The sequence below is a fragment of the Veillonella sp. genome (genome assembly GCF_041333735.1).
Classification (GTDB): Bacteria; Bacillota; Negativicutes; order Veillonellales; family Veillonellaceae; genus Veillonella.
The window spans coordinates 654,085-670,000 of record NZ_JBGKFB010000001.1 but is presented as its reverse complement, the minus strand read 5'-3'; the positions used below and the strand labels follow the sequence as shown (position 1 = coordinate 670,000).

18 protein-coding genes are annotated in these 15,916 nt (G+C 39.7%); 15 read left to right on the top strand and 3 right to left on the bottom strand.

From position 1 onward, the window contains the following. Positions 1-164: 164 nt before the first annotated feature. Positions 165-440 (bottom strand): helix-turn-helix transcriptional regulator, encoded by a 276-nt coding sequence (locus ACDF53_RS03100; RefSeq protein WP_308518822.1) that lies wholly within the window; start codon positions 438-440, stop codon positions 165-167. 218 nt (positions 441-658) lie between these two features. On the opposite strand from ACDF53_RS03100, the gene ACDF53_RS03095 reads away from it, so the two are divergent. From ACDF53_RS03095 to ACDF53_RS03065, 7 genes are all read left to right on the top strand, one after another. Further along, positions 659-1,030: a CGGC domain-containing protein gene (locus ACDF53_RS03095; protein ID WP_370815446.1), complete on the top strand. Its 372-nt coding sequence runs from the start codon at positions 659-661 to the stop codon at positions 1,028-1,030. Between the two features lie 243 nt (positions 1,031-1,273). Then, entirely contained in the window at positions 1,274-2,563 is a 1,290-nt protein-coding gene (locus ACDF53_RS03090) for a M48 family metallopeptidase (RefSeq protein WP_227720696.1), read from the top strand. Between the two features lie 176 nt (positions 2,564-2,739). Continuing rightward, positions 2,740-3,819: an ABC transporter substrate-binding protein gene (locus ACDF53_RS03085; RefSeq protein ID WP_227720695.1), complete on the top strand. Its 1,080-nt coding sequence runs from the start codon at positions 2,740-2,742 to the stop codon at positions 3,817-3,819. 11 nt (positions 3,820-3,830) lie between these two features. Then, positions 3,831-4,781, top strand: a complete 951-nt coding sequence (locus ACDF53_RS03080; protein WP_227720694.1) for an ABC transporter substrate-binding protein — start codon at positions 3,831-3,833, stop codon at positions 4,779-4,781. 200 nt (positions 4,782-4,981) lie between these two features. Beyond that, the gene (locus tag ACDF53_RS03075) at positions 4,982-6,298 is read left to right on the top strand and encodes a pyridoxal phosphate-dependent aminotransferase (protein ID WP_227720693.1); all 1,317 of its coding nucleotides are present in this window, start codon (positions 4,982-4,984) and stop codon (positions 6,296-6,298) included. 132 nt (positions 6,299-6,430) lie between these two features. Beyond that, the gene (locus ACDF53_RS03070) at positions 6,431-6,700 is read left to right on the top strand and encodes a type II toxin-antitoxin system Phd/YefM family antitoxin (RefSeq protein ID WP_039969464.1); all 270 of its coding nucleotides are present in this window, start codon (positions 6,431-6,433) and stop codon (positions 6,698-6,700) included. Next, complete coding sequence (locus tag ACDF53_RS03065) at positions 6,684-7,001, top strand: type II toxin-antitoxin system RelE/ParE family toxin (RefSeq protein WP_303881351.1); 318 nt, start codon at positions 6,684-6,686, stop codon at positions 6,999-7,001. Before ACDF53_RS03070 ends, ACDF53_RS03065 begins: the two co-directional genes overlap by 17 nt. A gap of 77 nt (positions 7,002-7,078) precedes the next feature. On the opposite strand, the gene ACDF53_RS03060 is transcribed toward ACDF53_RS03065, so the two are convergent. Beyond that, entirely contained in the window at positions 7,079-7,567 is a 489-nt protein-coding gene (locus tag ACDF53_RS03060) for a helix-turn-helix transcriptional regulator (RefSeq protein WP_295805502.1), read from the bottom strand. Between the two features lie 390 nt (positions 7,568-7,957). Here ACDF53_RS03060 and ACDF53_RS03055 point away from each other — a divergent pair, with 390 nt between their 5' ends. The 7 genes from ACDF53_RS03055 to ACDF53_RS03025 all read left to right on the top strand — a co-directional run bounded on the left by ACDF53_RS03055 (position 7,958) and on the right by ACDF53_RS03025 (position 14,298). Further along, positions 7,958-9,265 (top strand): FAD-dependent oxidoreductase, encoded by a 1,308-nt coding sequence (locus tag ACDF53_RS03055; protein WP_303882386.1) that lies wholly within the window; start codon positions 7,958-7,960, stop codon positions 9,263-9,265. After that, on the top strand, positions 9,262-9,540 hold the full coding sequence (locus ACDF53_RS03050) for a ferredoxin family protein (protein ID WP_005387378.1): 279 nt from the start codon (positions 9,262-9,264) through the stop codon (positions 9,538-9,540). The genes ACDF53_RS03055 and ACDF53_RS03050 overlap by 4 nt, the downstream gene beginning before the upstream one ends. 4 nt (positions 9,541-9,544) lie before the next feature. Further along, on the top strand, positions 9,545-10,531 hold the full coding sequence (locus ACDF53_RS03045; RefSeq protein WP_119206636.1) for an electron transfer flavoprotein subunit beta/FixA family protein: 987 nt from the start codon (positions 9,545-9,547) through the stop codon (positions 10,529-10,531). Further along, positions 10,531-11,532, top strand: coding sequence for an electron transfer flavoprotein subunit alpha/FixB family protein (locus ACDF53_RS03040; protein WP_060924160.1), 1,002 nt, complete (start codon positions 10,531-10,533; stop codon positions 11,530-11,532). The genes ACDF53_RS03045 and ACDF53_RS03040 overlap by 1 nt, the downstream gene beginning before the upstream one ends. A gap of 574 nt (positions 11,533-12,106) precedes the next feature. Continuing rightward, entirely contained in the window at positions 12,107-12,865 is a 759-nt protein-coding gene (locus ACDF53_RS03035; protein ID WP_105089558.1) for an SDR family NAD(P)-dependent oxidoreductase, read from the top strand. Positions 12,866-13,055: 190 nt separating this feature from the next. Beyond that, positions 13,056-13,658, top strand: a complete 603-nt coding sequence (locus ACDF53_RS03030) for a hypothetical protein (protein WP_303884133.1) — start codon at positions 13,056-13,058, stop codon at positions 13,656-13,658. A 46-nt stretch (positions 13,659-13,704) separates the two neighbouring features. After that, positions 13,705-14,298: a hypothetical protein gene (locus ACDF53_RS03025; protein WP_060924163.1), complete on the top strand. Its 594-nt coding sequence runs from the start codon at positions 13,705-13,707 to the stop codon at positions 14,296-14,298. A gap of 164 nt (positions 14,299-14,462) precedes the next feature. Here ACDF53_RS03025 and ACDF53_RS03020 read toward each other — a convergent pair whose 3' ends face one another. Then, entirely contained in the window at positions 14,463-14,810 is a 348-nt protein-coding gene (locus ACDF53_RS03020) for a hypothetical protein (RefSeq protein ID WP_370815445.1), read from the bottom strand. Positions 14,811-15,090: 280 nt separating this feature from the next. Here ACDF53_RS03020 and ACDF53_RS03015 point away from each other — a divergent pair, with 280 nt between their 5' ends. Continuing rightward, positions 15,091-15,816, top strand: coding sequence for a hypothetical protein (locus tag ACDF53_RS03015; RefSeq protein WP_370815443.1), 726 nt, complete (start codon positions 15,091-15,093; stop codon positions 15,814-15,816). Positions 15,817-15,916: the final 100 nt, after the last annotated feature.

Sequence of the window (15,916 nt, the reverse complement as noted above, 5' to 3'; positions counted from 1 at the left end):
AAACTAAATCTACACGGTAACGCGGCACGACGTGCCAATGTTACCGAACCGTAAATCAGTTGGGTAACTCTAAATTTGTGTAAATACAACTCCTTTCAAAGTATTTATTTATAAACATATTAAAACCCCTATAATCCATCATATCGGCTTATAGGGGTTATTTTTTATACTAAGCTTATCTTTACTTGTTTATCTAAGGCAAATGCAATTTTGCACATAGTAGTTAAACTTGTATTGGCTCCTTTTTCTATACGGGCAATTGTTGACTGTGGAACACCAGATTTTTCAGCTAAATCACGCTGTGTTAAACCCGCAGCCTCTCGTGCTTTTAAAACGGCTAACGCGTTTTCTAATTTGGCTTTCTCTTCTAAATAGTTTTCTGTTAAGGCTGGATTATTTATATCTTTTTCAAATATCTTATCTAAAGTCTTTAGTGGCATAATATTCCTCCTCAAATTCGTTATGACCATTTGGTCTAGTATAAGATATGAATTTAGGTTTCTCCATCCCAATCCTTCTTTCTCTCATGATAGCATATATGCATTCAAACCTCAATTTGCCTATCTATAATAAGTATTAATTAACGTGTTTTGGGATACGTAATTTTTCAATAGATATGTTATACTAAAATTCAAATTATATTTTCATAGGAGGTCTTATGACTAAGAAAATTGCAGTTCTAGTGAATGAAGATACAATGCAACGCTGTTCTTGTGGCGGTTGCTTAAAAGCATTTATGAATAAAGCGGATTCCTTTGAGCGTTATGCAGATGAGGATATTGAGTTGATAGGCTTCACCCATAGTGGTGGCGATCTAGCCAAGAAAATCGAGTCTTTCAAGAGTAGAGGGGTTACTACGGTGCATCTTTCTACGTGTACACGTGGTAAGAATGAAAATTATGAAAGCATCGCAGAGCAGTGTGCAGAAGCGGGCTTTGATGTAGTTGGCTATACGCATGGCGGCGCCATTTCTAAAGATGGTAAAGAAGCGGTTATACTTTCAGCTAAACCAGTACCATCTGATGAATAGTTTGCAACATTTTATTCACTTGTTATAGATGAATCAGCTGTATTGAGTGTATTAGTTGTGATAGATCAATTATTTAGAACTATCACGCAATTGTTTATAGCTTAATGATGGCTGATAAATGAATGATTGTTCCATTATTCATTCTATATTTACCATGAAGAGATACTATATACATAGTGTGTAAATCTAGTGTGATAATTTGTTTTATTACTATATGGTTAATCAATTCGAGAGGTTGAGAGAATGAACAAGAAACTTACAGCAGCTACGTTATCTGTGGCTATGGCAGCAACAATGGCGCCTGCTATTATGCAAACAGCACCTGTGAATGCGGCATCTAGTGCAGTACAAACATTGGCTGGTGGCGCTGTTGCTATGGCTTATGTATCTACTGCATTAAATAAAATGGATAACTCTGAACAAGGTCAACAAGAAAGCTTGGCACGTACTAAGGAGAAAACTGGTTACTTGAACGATAGTGCAGCGCAAGCACGCGTACAACGTATCCTGAAAACCTTAGAGGCTTCTCCTAGCGTAAAACGTTCTTATGTTGTCTATGCCAACCCTGATACAGAGTTTAATGCCTTTGCAACGCTTGGTCGCGTTATGTCTGTTAATAAAGGTGCTTTGGATACCCTTGATGATGATCAATTGGCCTATGTAATGGCCCATGAAATTGCTCATGGTGAGCATAAAGACATTATCAATGGTGCTAAAAAGCAAATCGGCCTTTCTACAGCTGTAGGTATTGCGGCGGGTGGTAGCGAAGGGGCCGCGTTATTATCTAACGTAGCAGGCAACTACTTGTCTAACCAAGTATTTACAATGAGCCAAGAAAAAGCAGCCGATGAACTAGGATTCAAGATTTTAAGCGAATCTCCATATAATGTGGGCGGTGCAGCTGGTTCTATGGCGGTTCTACGCAACAAGGTAGGGGAACACTATCGTGAAGGGCTTTCACAAGTAGTGGCACCTAACAACCATCCTAAGTTGTCTGATCGTGTAAATAACAATATTTCCCGCATGTACACATACTCTGGAAATCACGTAAACGTGTCTAATGGCGCTGTTTACGTCAATGGCGATAATATCTATAGCCCAGCAGGCAGTGGCCGCTATACAGGGGAAGAACGGGCGTATTACATGGCTGGTAAATTGGCACGGTTGTACCATAACAACCAAATTACACCAGGCTCTGCATCTTACAGCGGTGGTACTGTAACAGTAGCAGGCCAATCCATCGTATCTACGCCAAACTCTGACGTAGCATTACAAGTGGCGACAAACCTTAATAATGCCTTTGTTAAACCAGCAGGTGCGGCAGTTAATGCTAAAAACCCTGTGAAAGTGAAACAAGAGAAACCCAAAAAGGTAAAACAAGAAAAGGCTAAACCTGTGAAAGCAGAACAAGCTAAACCTGCTAAAGGTAAAGAAGTAAAACCTGTGACTAAGGCTTCTACAACAAAACATACTGCTAAAGCTACAAATCATTCAAACTCTACGAACAGTGGACGTAAAACAATCGATAGATAATTTAACTATTTAATTGTTCGATTGTTCATGTCGTATGCAAGACCGAGCTCAATGGGGCTCGGTCTTTTCTTTGTATCAATGATGATATCCCGTGTAGACCGCGCTTAGTTTCATACTGTATACTTAACATATAAATTATCCTTAAATCGTAAGTTGTAGATGAGAGAGGGCTGCTTATGAATCAGAAATCGAGCATACTTAAAGCCTTAAAATGGATTGTATTTAATTATGTCTTTTTAGGTATCCTTATAGTGATTGGTTTGGTTATTGCTATATCACCTGGATTATTAGGCGATGTTATACCAAGACATGGCACGGTAGGCAAATGGTTAGCCGCGAGGAACCAAATGGAGGTTGTAGATAATCAGGGGACGTCTATGACAGTACCTGATTATGTGGAACGTATCGTTACACTAGGGGAGAATACGGTCGATATTGTCGAATCTGCAGGTGGGGATTATTACATTGTCGCCAGTGATGGTTCTTCCTATGCAAGTTCGGTTAAGATTAATGGTCGCGTAGAGCAAACGGTAGATTCTATTAAGTCCTATGACCCACAGGTTGTAGTCGCATCTGATACGGTGCCACCGAGCTTTGTGGCTTCATTGCGGTCAGCAGGTATTCCTGTCTTTGTATATACAAAAAAGGACAGTTTAGATGGCATCATAAAGACAGCGCAATCGATGGCGAAGCTATTCCATGAGAAAGATCGGAGCAGCGCATTTTCCGGATATACTCGGATGGTTAAGAAATATGTAGAACCGCACCAAAATGATAAAAAGCCAGTTATTGCTTTGTATAATAGCAATCATGGCGTGTATCGGTCGGGCATTGTGCGGGACATGATTGAAACAGTACATGGTATAGATGGTGCTGGGAACCTTGTTATATTGGAAAGCGGCAAGGACCCTAATATGTTATCTGATGTTTGGTGGTATCGTGATCATAAAACGACGGTGGATATGACGAAATCGATGGGCACAAAAGCAGATTTAATCCGTATTAATCCTGATGTTATCTTTGTGCCGACACGCTATCTAGATAAGTTGCCTGAATACAAACAAGATGTAGAGGCCATTATGAAAGATCCGGATTTACAGAATATAACAGCTGTTAAAAAAGGCTATGTATATCCTATCCATGAAATGTCTTTGATGAGTTATTCCACAAAAACCTTTTCAGCGATGGAACAAATGGCAAAATGGCTCTATGGACCTAGCACCTATGAGGGTATTGTTAAATATAATGGTATATGAGGAGAGAGCATATGCAGTTAAAACGTTTATTAATCATATTAGCCGTCTTTGTAGGCGTATTAGTAGTGGCTATTATGGGCATGTATAAGTCTTGGAATGCTTTCACCAGTGGCGGAATCTTTGGCATGTTGAGCTCAAAGGGCATTTATAAGATGGTAGATGGCACGAGTGAGACGGTCATCCTTGATCATAAGGCAGAGCGCATCGTAGCAGTGGGGCCTAATGCAGCAGATCTTGTATCTGAACTAGCTGGTGATTCTATGGTGGCTAGCACTGCAGCACCGTACCAAACATCGAATGGTGTAAAGCAGCGCGTGGCGCCTAATGTGAAAGCTATTGAGGCATTAAAACCAGATATTGTAATTGTTGAAGATGACAATGGAGCTACAGACCTCGTTAGGCCTCTACGAGAAGCAGGTGTAAAGGTAGCACTGTTAAGAGCGCCTAAGACGGTAAACGAGGTAGAGGACCAAACAAAAGCAGTAGGTCAGCTATTGGGTCGTGAAGATAAGGTGGCAACGTTAGTTGGAACTATGATGAATTATATTCGGGATACAGAATCACTGCGCTTTGCTCGTCGTGATGAGCAAAAGAAGACCGTTGCCGTTTATAATGAAAATGGCCTATATGGGGCTCCAGATACACTGATTCAAGATATGCTCAAATATGTAAATGTAGACAATGCGGCCACTAAAGTCGGTGTGAAAAGGTCTTATGTAGGTAAAAAAGACGATCTTATCAAGGCTGACCCCGATGTTATCATCGTGCCGATGGACATAAAAGCAGCAGATTTTAATCGTGATGCGGTACTCAATAGCTACTACAATGATCCTACATTAGCAAACCTTAAAGCCATTAAAAATAAAAAGGTCGCTATTCTAGCTAATGAATCAATACTAGCTAAAACCTATCATATTGGTCGCGGTATTTACTTCATGGCACAAATGGTATATGAAAGATAAGAACATAAGTCTGTATTATAAAACTATAGATTTTCTATAGTAAAAGCACTATAATATTAGGTATCTATATATATCAATATATTAGTACTTTATCTTTGTAAAGAACAGAACTACGGCATGTATGTAGTGGTTTTGTTACTTTTACAGTTAATATAGCCTCCCTATCGAGGCAGTTTCTTTTTTAGAGGAGTTGGATCTGAATGAAACAACCAGAATTGTCGCCGTATATGATGGCTCGAAAGCCATCTGGCATTCGCCTAGGACAAATTAAATTCTTGGAACGTAAGAACCCACCAATTTTGGTGAATGGTTCTATTGGTAATGTAATGCGTCCTATGCATCCCGCCATGCAGCGTCGGTTGTTCGATTTGGGCGGTGTGAATAGCCCGTTCCACACAGGCATTGTACCGTATGTACCAACTACAGGTACCGATGAATGCCGCGAAGCATTCCTTCATATTTTACGCAGCCAAGGCTTTGATACAACAGGACTTAATGTACTTGTAACAGACGGTGCATCCATGGCCATGGAAATTATCATGCTTGGCGTATGTGGTGGTGCTGGTGAAGAGGAACGTCCTCTATTAATGTTCAACCCATCCTATACAAACTATGATGCGGTAGGTCTTCGCATTGGTCGTAAAACAGTTACTGTGGAGCGTCAACTTAATGAAAATGGTGAATTTGAATTGCCATCCGTAGAAACTGTAGAACAACGTATCATCGATACAAAACCAGGTGCGTTGCTCATCATTCCTTACGATAACCCAACAGGTCAATTATTCAGTAAAGAAACTTTGATTGAATATACAAAATTATGTGTGAAACATAATTTGTGGATTATCTCTGACGAAGCCTATCGCGAATTGGCTTACGAAAAAGGGAAAGAAACATCTAGTATTTGGGCTTTAACTGATAAGGATGTGCCTGGCATTGAAGGCCGTCGTATTAGTCTTGAAACAGCTAGTAAGGTATGGAACGCTTGTGGCCTACGTATTGGTGCCATCATTACGGATAACAAATTATGCTATGAAAAATCTGTAGCCGAATATACAGCGAACCTTAGTGCTAATACATTAGGTCAATATATCTTTGGTGCTTTGGCTCATGAAAGCTATGCAGAGCTTCATAACTGGTATGAGCAACAACGTGATTACTACCGTCAAATGATTTTTGAACTTCACGAAGGATTCAAAGCGGTAGAACCTGATTTCATCGTATCTCGTCCAGAAGCGTCGATTTACTTCGTTATTGACGTACGCAAGGTAGCGAAACCTGGCTTTGACGGTGTGGAATTTGCCTCTTGGTGTGCTGAACACGGTGCTATTAGTCTTGATGATGGTAAAGAATATACACTTCTCATGGCTCCACTCAATGGTTTCTATAGTGGTAAAAAAGGCGAAGATAATCCAGGTAGAACACAATTGCGCGTATCCTTCTGTGAAAATCCAGACCTATTGCGCTTGGCACCTGAATTATTATCTAAACTATTCAGAGCCTATGAAGCACAACGATAGAAGAAGTATAATTCTAATATAATAGATGCCCTCCTGTTGGAGGGCATTTTTAGTTGAACTATTGATTGCCATAATATTGTTAGTAAAATTAATAAAATAATGATAGAATTATGATATAAGGAGGTGTATATATTGATTAATATTAGACCTGTATCAGACTTGCGTAATAAATTTCCTGAAGTTGAAGAAACCGTTATTACAACAAATTCGCCTGTATTTTTAACTAAGAATGGATATGGAACTATGGTGTTAATGAGTATTGAACAATATTCAGCATTAACAGATCCTATTGAGTACGCCTTGGATGAAGCTGATTCTGCAGCAAAAGAAAGTAAAATTCGATACTCTGGTGCCGATGTATTTCGTCGCGTAAGGGAGAGAATCGATGGAGCGGAAATATAAACTTACGATTTTACCATTATTTGAAGAGGAGCTTAATCATATTGTTGATTATATAACTTATGTTCTGCATAATAGAGAAGTCGCTCATCAACTAATTACAGATATTGAGGCTGCTATATACACAAGATTAAGTTGTCCAGAATCTTTTGCCGTATATCCGAGTAAGAAAATGCGTGAGTATCCATATTATAAAATTATAGTACGTAACTTTTATATCTTTTATGTAGTAATTGAAGATGTAATGGAGGTTCGTCATATTTACTATAATCGGCGAGATTTACAAAATATATTAGATGAGTAAAAATCAAAAAGAGCTATAATTACATGTATTATAGCTCTTTTTCTTTTATCCCTAAGTATAGTGAATAAGGGAGAATTTTATTTTCTGTTTTCATCATAATCGGATCCCTTAGTATTGATTTCGGCAGCGAATTGCTCGCCAGGTGCAGAGGTTTCCTCTGTTGTAGGATACGAAGTGTCTTCTAAGTTAAGCGTTTTTAATAATTTATCGATATCATCCGATTGAATGAATACCTCTTTATCATCCGATTGGATGGATACCTCTTTGTTATACCATTCGCCGAACTCACGAATTACTTTTTCGTTACGGCGGAAATAGGTATACTGATCAATTTTGCGAGACTCTACGAGTTCCGCATTTTCTAAGATGCTCATAAATGTAGAGATGGAAGATTGAGATACACCACAGCGCTTTTGAATACTCTTAACGCTCACACTGTTAGGGAAATCGATAAGAGTTTTAGTGTGTACTTGTACACCGAATTCTTTCTCTGGGTGCTTTAGCCACAATATAATATCTAACCGATGTGGATTTGATAATGCTTTCAAGATTCTTAACGGGTCCATATGGCCTCCTCTGGTAATTCCAAAATAATGAGTGCCTAACCTTGACCGTGGTCTTGCATTATGCGGTCGTATTATACGCGTGTTGCTCCGTATAGGGTTTTTCCTACTTTTATCATACGCTACTTTGACTGTGAAAGCTAGATAAACTTATAAATTTCACGAATTGATGAATTTTGTTGCACCTGTTGGTAATGAATAGTATGCAATAGTATAAGTATATAATGAGTATATATACATCCTATAGAGCTATTTACAACATAATGTTAAAAAATATAGAATATATTCATTTTTCTGTGGTAATTTTTAGAGGTATTTTGGTTCTTAATAGAGAAATATATATACTATATGAACTTATGTAAGTCTAAGCTTTGATTTAAAGGAGCTGAGTATATGGCAATTGATCGCAATGAAACATTTGACGTTATCGTTGTTGGTGCAGGCCCAGCAGGCTCTGCGGCGGCGTTACGCCTCGCGGAGCAACGGGTAAAGGTTTTACTCATTGAACGCGGTACCGCACCAGGCGCTAAAAATATGATGGGTGGACGTATCTATACGCATTCTTTAGAACGGTTAGTACCGGACTTTAGAGACCGTGCCCCATTGGAACGTAAGGTAACAAAAGAACGCATTTCTATTGGCGCTGGCAATGAAATGACGACTATTGAATACAGCTACGAAGATGGACAACCTAACGAGGAATCCTACGTAGTATTACGCGCCAAATTCGATAAATGGCTCGCTGAAGAGGCTGAGAAAAAAGGGGCTCTTCTCGTATCCAATGTACAGGTAACAGACCTCATTACTGAAGGAGAAGGCAAAAAACAACGTGTTGTAGGCGTTCGCTGCCACGATGATGAAGTATATGCAAAACTCGTTATCATCGCAGAAGGCTCCAATACATTATTATTAGAAAAGTCTGGCCTCATAGCTCCTACTGATCCAAGTACAATGGCAGTAGGTGTAAAAGAGGTATACAAACTAAAGAAAGAAGATCTTGAAAATCGACTCATGCTGTCTGGTGATGACGGGATGGCATGGCTCACTTTAGGCGATATGACCTCTGGCTTATTAGGCGGTGGTTTTATTTACACAAATAAAGATAGCCTTTCTGTAGGTATGGTTGTAGGCCTTGAAGATATTGGCAAAGCCGATCGTTCTGTAGACGATATGCTGTCAGCTTTCACAAGCCATCCAAGAATCGCACCATTATTGAAAAATGGCCAATTGAAAGAGCATAGTGCCCATCTCGTACCAGAAGGTGGCTATAAATCTATGCCTAAGTTGGGCGGTAATGGGTATATTATCGTTGGTGATGCGGCGCGTATGTGTATGAACCTTGGCTATACTATTCGTGGTATGGACCTTGCCATCGAGTCTGGTATGTGTGCAGCAGATGCGGTTAACGTAGCGTTGCGCGACGAAAATATGGACCGTGTGGCTAAGTTGTATGAACGTCAAATCAAGGATTCTTGGTTGCTGAAGGATTTGAAGCGTTACAAGAATATGCCAAAATTCCTTGCTACACATCCGCGTATTTTCAATGAATACCCAGCATTTGTTAACAATTTGATGCACGACGTATTCACTGTAAACGGTGATGGTGCAGTGCCAATGATGAAAAAAATTATGCGCCGTGTCGGAGACATTGGCCTATTTACCTTGATTCGTGATGCTTGGAAAGGGGTGCGTTCCCTATGAAATTAGAAGAGCGTTTGGGCGCCAATAAATATTATGTAGATGAAACGTCTCCTCATATCTTGGTGGATGGCGCTGGTTTTAGCCACGAAGAGAAAATGAAACTCGTAAACGGCTGTCCTGCCGGTCTATATACATTACAAGAGAATGGCGATTTAGCCTTTGATTTCGCTGGTTGCTTAGAGTGTGGTACATGCCGCGTTCTTTGTGGTGAAACAATCGTAAAAACATGGAAATATCCGCGTAACGCTAAGGGCGTAGAATTTAGACAGGGGTGAGTGTATGGAGTTATTAGTATGTATCAAACAGGTTCCAGATACATCTGAGATTAAGCTGGATCCGGAAACAAATAATCTCATCCGCACAGGCTTGCCTAGCATTGTAAACCCTGACGATATGCATGCGTTAGAGGCGGCATTGGCGGTAAAAGACCAATATGAAGGTAGTCGTGTAACAGTTGTCAGCATGGGGCCTCCACAAGCAGAAGAAGCACTTCGTCAATGTTTAGCCCTCGGTGCTGATGATGCGGTACTCGTTACAGACCGTGCGTTCGGTGGTGCAGATACATTGGCTACAAGCTATACCATTGCGTCTGCCATCCGTCATATTCAACGGACTATGAACCGTCAGTTCCAAATCATTTTCTGTGGTAAACAGGCAATCGACGGCGATACGGCACAAGTAGGCCCTCAAATTGCAGAGGAACTCGGTATGGCACAAGCTACTTATGCTTGTGAATTATCTGTAGATCAAGCAGCTCAAAAAGCAGTGGTGAAACGACAACATGAAAATGGCTATGAAATCGTAGAGGTTCCATTGCCGTTATTGGTTACAGCCACAGCTGAGCTCAACGAGCCACGCCAACCAGGCCTTTGGAGCTCTATTTATGCAAAACGTTATACCATTACTCACGTTACATTGCGCGATATGCCGCATATTGATGAAAGCCGTATTGGTCTTAACGGTTCCCCTACGCGTGTGCGCAAGGTGTATCAACCACCTCTCCGCGGCAAGGTAGAAATGTTACCATCTATAGAGGAAGGGGCTAAAAAGGTTCTCGAATTGGCTTATCATATTAAGCCAGAAAAATTTGCTCATCTATTAGTGCCAAATGATGCACCTGTTGAGGTGGCTGAGGACAATGATGAGGGTGTAGATGTAAAAGACCCTGTGCAACGGGCTGCGTCTGTTGAAAGCGTATCCCCTAGTGAGTTTAAGGCGGTAGCAGCTGCTAAAGGTGATGAAGGTTCTAAAGGAGGTGACCGGTAATGGCCGTGACAAATTTTGATGAATATAGAGACGTCTTTGTCGTAGCTGATACCATCGATGATGTGGTACATCCGGTTACGTATGAACTGATTGGCCAAGCTCGCCGTATCGCTAAGGAATTGGGCCAACTCGTTCAAGTTATGCTATTGGGCGAGAATGTTCAAACCGAAGCAGAGGAACTCGTAGCACATGGTGCCGATATTGTTCACGTTTTTGAAAGTCCCCTTTTGAAATACTATACAACGGATGGCTATACGAAGGTCTTAACAGACTTCTTTGAAGATCATAAGCCTAATATTCTCTTGATTGGTGCCACTAACAACGGTCGTGACTTGGCGCCTCGTATGTCTGGTCGCATGCAAAACGGCGTTGTGGCAGACTGTACAATCTTAACGGTAGATACGAATGAAGGCCTTGTTGAATGGACACGTCCTGCCTTGGGTGGCAATATTTTGGCGGAAATCATTTCTCCAAACCATCGTCCTCAAATGGGTTCCGTACGTCCTAATGTATTTAAAAAGCCTGAACGTATTGCAGATAGCTGGGGCCGTATTCAAATTGAACAATTTGACCTCAAGCCTGAAGATATTCGCATGAAGCGTCTCGATTTCATACCGTTCAGTAAAGATGGTTACAATATCCAAGAAGCGGATATCATCGTAGCTGGTGGCCGTGGCATGGGTTCTAAAGAAAACTTTGATAAGCTTTATGAACTAGCCGATGCTATCGGTGGTGTTGTAGGGGCTACACGCCCACTTGTGGAAAAAGGCTGGATTGAATTGCCATATCAAGTAGGTCAAACAGGTAAAACTGTAAGCCCTAAACTATACTTGGCATTTGGTATCTCCGGTGCTATCCAACACGTGAGCGGCATCTCCGGTGCAGACACAATCGTGGCTATTAACAACGATCCAAACGCAGAAATCTTCCAGCACGCTAACTATGGCATCGTGGGGGATTGCATGGAAGTGTTAAATGATATGTTGGCGCATCTGAAATAAAAGCTAGCGTATTTGAGCTCTATAAATTAAATTAAATAAAACAATAGGGATACCTATCCTCAGCCTTCATGGGTACGCGTAGCGCCCAAGGCGGCTTCGAATAGGTATCCCTATTTGCTTTCTAACTGTAGTAGAGCTCAAATATTTTGTCTTACATACAGATGCGCCAGCATATTATTCTAGGGAATAGTAGAAGGCTCTAAAGCGAGCTAAGTCGTTTTCAGAAAGGGTATCCTCTTTTTATTATCATATTCATAAATCCATAAGCCACTTTATGTATTCTTTTAAATCCTATCTGCGCCGACATATCATTTAGGGGAAAAGGAGAGAATGCTACGCGTAGCGCCCAAGGCGGCTTCGAATAGGTATCCCTATTTACTTTCTAGCTGTGGTAGAGCTCAAATATTTTTGTCTTACATACAGATGCGCCAGCATATCATTCTAGAGAATAGCGGAAGGCTCCAATGTATACACTATTTTTATCGATTATAGGGGGTAGGGTAGCGTTTTTTTATTTTCATAATGGTATAATTAACTTATTAGAATAAAACGGATTGATGATGTGGAGGCTTTTATGGCTCATAATATTTTTGTCACTGGTGCAACGTCTGGTATCGGTCTTTGTATTGCTGAGGCTTATGCAAAGCATGGCGATAATGTGTTGATTTCTGGTCGTCGTGCTGAGTTATTGGGCGAGGTACAGGCTCGTTTGTCTAAGGAATATGGCGTGCGTGTTGAGACTTTAGTTCTTGATGTGCGTAGTCGCGAGGATGTTGAAAGCAAGGTTCCTGCAGCTATCGAGGCTTTTGGTGGCGTCGATGTGCTCGTTAATAATGCGGGTCTTGCACAAGGGCTTGATCCTTTCCAAGATAGTGCTGTTGATGATGCGGTGACTATGATTGATACCAATGTGAAAGGCCTTTTATATGTAACAAAAGCAGTACTGCCTTTTATGATTGATAAAAATGAAGGTCATATTGTAAATATGGGTTCTACTGCAGGCATTTATGCATATCCTAATGGTGCAGTGTACTGTGCTACAAAGGCGGCGGTAAAGACATTAAGCGATGGCATTCGTATGGATACCATAGCTACAGATATTAAGGTTACTACCATTCAACCAGGCATCGTAGAAACTCCATTTAGCGAAGTACGATTCCACGGTGATGCGGAACGAGCTAAATCTGTGTACGCTGGCATTGAGGCTGTTCAACCAGAGGATGTGGCCGATGTAGTATTGTATGTAACGAACCAACCTAAACGCTTGCAAATCTCTGATGTGACCATTATGGCGAACCAACAAGCGGCAGGCTTTATGGTACATAAGAAATAGCTTAATACTTGATAGTTTGGGTAAAAGTAACTAGTCATATCATAGTTGATAAATGATTTTATTTACCTATATTAATAAAAACCGATATATGATGAATATTACTTGAATTCCCCAATTATTTAGGATATATTTATTAAGCGTGTTTTGATAAATATAATTTTGCAAAATGTATTTTGTGGAGTATATTATTATGACCTCAATACTAAAGAAATCTTTTTTGATGGCGTTAGCTTGCATCTGTATAGGTACCTATGGAGTTGTTAAGGGTCAAGATGCTATGGATGCACAAACTAAAGTTTCTGGCCCCTTAGAAATGTCTGTTGAAGCAGCTGTTCCTGGCGTTGTTATGCCAAGTCCTGTACATGTGTTCACCACTGTAGAAGCAGCGTCTGAATATATAGGGTTTAGACCTCAGATGCCAAAGCTGTTGCCAGTAGGATTTAATATTCAATCTGTCATTACTATTGAGAAAGACATTTTGCAGGTTGTGTACGTGTATGAACCCGGTATAGATCCGTACGTAAATAAGGCCGGTGGTGCTCTTATTTTTTATCGTACCTCTACTACATTAAAAGGTGATATCAGCGATGACCATAAGATTCATAAGGTTATAGAAACTGAAAGTGTAGATGGTACAAAGGTTACTTTCAAAGGTGGTAAGAAAATGGTTTATCTTGCATCGTGGATGAAAGATGGACAAAATCACTCTTTAGAATTTCAGCGTCCCGTTACACGAGATGTGGCGAAGGCTATTATCCATAATATTGTTGAGGAAAAATCACATACAAAATAAATGTGTTTTTAATAATATTTTTATTGACCGAAGGGAGATTATACTCATGGTTAAAAAATTTGTATTAATGGCAGTTGCATGTGCTTGTGTAGGTTCTTACACTGTTGCTGGTGCACAAGGTACTTTTGATGTAAAGCCAGATCCAGCTAAACCTGTAGTTGCAGAACAGGCAGCGCCAATGGTTGGTATGCCAAGCCCAATTCATGAATTCGCTACTATTAATGAAGCTGCTAAATACATGAATATTATGCCTCATCTACCTAAAGTATTACCTGTAGGCTATAATATTGAGTCTGTAAGCACAATCAATAAAGATGTTTTGCAAGTTGTGTATGTTTACCAAGCTGGTGAAGATACAACGCGGAACCAAGCGGCAGGCAAACGTATTGTGTATCGCGTAGGTACTACAAAAGGTGATATCAGTGGTAATCATAAGGATTATCGCGTTACAGCTACAGAAAAGGTAAACGGTACAAAGGTTACTTTCAAAGGTGGCGAAAAAATGGTATATCTCGCTGGTTGGACAAAAGATGGTCAAAACCATGCGATGTACTTTGAACGCCCTGTAAATCGCGACATGGCAAAAGCGATCATTGCTAATACTGTAGCACCTACAGCACATACAGCATATACAAAATAATATAACAGTCTAGCCTAGTGGGATAGGCATGCGAGCTGTGGTGAAGCACTCGCATGGACACTGTAAGGGTTATATAAGAAGCGGCTCCTCTCACGAGGGGCCGTTTTTGTATATAAAAAGGCCATCAACAGTGTGTCGATGTCCTCTTAATAGGTAATATATTGTTAAGCAATTTCCGTTTTCAAATCGATAATATTTTTTGCGGCTACGCAACTAGGGCAGTCACAGAATTCTGCGCCTTCTGCTTTGATGTCTTTAGCGTGTTGTAATAGGTTAGCAGCACCTTCTTTGCCAAGGATTTGTGTAGCGAGCTCAGAGCCTGCAAAGCCAATTGTTTCGTCGATGAGGGCAATGTTTTGTTCTGCTACGGATACGAGTTGTTTTGTAAGCTCTACTTGTTTTTCTGTGCCTTCTGCATCAAGCCAAGATTGAGCGAATTCTTTTACTTTAGGATTGCTTTGTGGTGCATCTAATAACGCTTGTACGAGTTGTGTTAATTGTGTATGTGTCATGATTATTTCCTCCATATAACTACTAACTATAGTTTTGGAATAGTGCATTTAGTATCATATGGGCACCTGCTCCTTTTGATGGGGCCATTATAACATCTACGGTTATTTTGAATAGTAGAATAATTTACGATAGATACTATCAAATATGATAGATTTATTGCAAATTCTACATAAAATTTTATTAGATCAATTATGAAGGGATTTTCATAATTTGTGGCGAATAATAAAATGTAAGTGTTTAGGACTCGTATTATCTTAGGTGTATCATTGGGGGCTAACTATGTGTATATCTGTAAATAGAATTATTTCGTGTCAAGACTTATTAGATTTAAAGCCAGATGAATTTAATCCTTGTGCTGTAATTATTTCTGACAGTTTACCTGTTGATATAGTTTTAGATTCAGAAATATTTATACATGAGGCTTATGATTATATAGTTGTAGGGGATAAAGACGAATTTATTAATCATATCTATGAAGATAAATTGAAGAAGTATTGTCAGGATAAAATTATACGTGAACGACACATCACCCCCATAATTAAACATCTGGAGAAGATTATAAGAACAATACCTTATGAGTATATTGAAGGTAATGAAGACGATCTAGAACGACTTAATTATGATATTACTCATATGCTTTTATTTGAATTAAAAATTAGTATGGATAAGTATCAGGCATTAACTTTTGAAGCAAATTATGAGGATGAAGACTATAGTCCAAATTGGGATTCTGATACAATTTATTCGAGAGCAGGATATACTGTAAGATATGGTGAGCATGCTTCTAAACGATTATCTATTTTATTTAAATTAAGTGATCTTTATGGTAGAAATCTTAGGTGGGATTTTGAGCGGTATTGTTGGTTTATTGAAAAATACCGTAGCAATTCTAAAGCTGTTTATGCTAACAAACGTCGAAGAAGAGACTTAGAGGCTTTACGATATTATGAATCTCATGATGGGCTTATAAAATATACAGAAGACTTTGGTCATAACATAGAGTAAGCTGAATGATTAGAGGAGCTGTGTAGCTTTGAATTTGAACAAATACAAATGATACAATCAGTAATGAATCAGAATATTTGATGATATCATTGTTAAGGGG

Excerpts from the sequence above, each read along its gene's own strand:
- ACDF53_RS03100 (WP_308518822.1), bottom strand. The coding sequence starts at position 440 with ATGCCACTAAAGACTTTAGATAAGATATTTGAAAAAGATATAAATAAT.
- ACDF53_RS03095 (WP_370815446.1), top strand. The coding sequence starts at position 659 with ATGACTAAGAAAATTGCAGTTCTAGTGAATGAAGATACAATGCAACGC.
- ACDF53_RS03090 (WP_227720696.1), top strand. The coding sequence starts at position 1,274 with ATGAACAAGAAACTTACAGCAGCTACGTTATCTGTGGCTATGGCAGCA.
- ACDF53_RS03085 (WP_227720695.1), top strand. The coding sequence starts at position 2,740 with ATGAATCAGAAATCGAGCATACTTAAAGCCTTAAAATGGATTGTATTT.
- ACDF53_RS03080 (WP_227720694.1), top strand. The coding sequence starts at position 3,831 with ATGCAGTTAAAACGTTTATTAATCATATTAGCCGTCTTTGTAGGCGTA.
- ACDF53_RS03075 (WP_227720693.1), top strand. The coding sequence starts at position 4,982 with ATGAAACAACCAGAATTGTCGCCGTATATGATGGCTCGAAAGCCATCT.
- ACDF53_RS03065 (WP_303881351.1), top strand. The coding sequence starts at position 6,684 with ATGGAGCGGAAATATAAACTTACGATTTTACCATTATTTGAAGAGGAG.
- ACDF53_RS03060 (WP_295805502.1), bottom strand. The coding sequence starts at position 7,567 with ATGGACCCGTTAAGAATCTTGAAAGCATTATCAAATCCACATCGGTTA.
- ACDF53_RS03055 (WP_303882386.1), top strand. The coding sequence starts at position 7,958 with ATGGCAATTGATCGCAATGAAACATTTGACGTTATCGTTGTTGGTGCA.
- ACDF53_RS03050 (WP_005387378.1), top strand. The coding sequence starts at position 9,262 with ATGAAATTAGAAGAGCGTTTGGGCGCCAATAAATATTATGTAGATGAA.
- ACDF53_RS03045 (WP_119206636.1), top strand. The coding sequence starts at position 9,545 with ATGGAGTTATTAGTATGTATCAAACAGGTTCCAGATACATCTGAGATT.
- ACDF53_RS03040 (WP_060924160.1), top strand. The coding sequence starts at position 10,531 with ATGGCCGTGACAAATTTTGATGAATATAGAGACGTCTTTGTCGTAGCT.
- ACDF53_RS03035 (WP_105089558.1), top strand. The coding sequence starts at position 12,107 with ATGGCTCATAATATTTTTGTCACTGGTGCAACGTCTGGTATCGGTCTT.
- ACDF53_RS03030 (WP_303884133.1), top strand. The coding sequence starts at position 13,056 with ATGACCTCAATACTAAAGAAATCTTTTTTGATGGCGTTAGCTTGCATC.
- ACDF53_RS03025 (WP_060924163.1), top strand. The coding sequence starts at position 13,705 with ATGGTTAAAAAATTTGTATTAATGGCAGTTGCATGTGCTTGTGTAGGT.
- ACDF53_RS03020 (WP_370815445.1), bottom strand. The coding sequence starts at position 14,810 with ATGACACATACACAATTAACACAACTCGTACAAGCGTTATTAGATGCA.
- ACDF53_RS03015 (WP_370815443.1), top strand. The coding sequence starts at position 15,091 with ATGTGTATATCTGTAAATAGAATTATTTCGTGTCAAGACTTATTAGAT.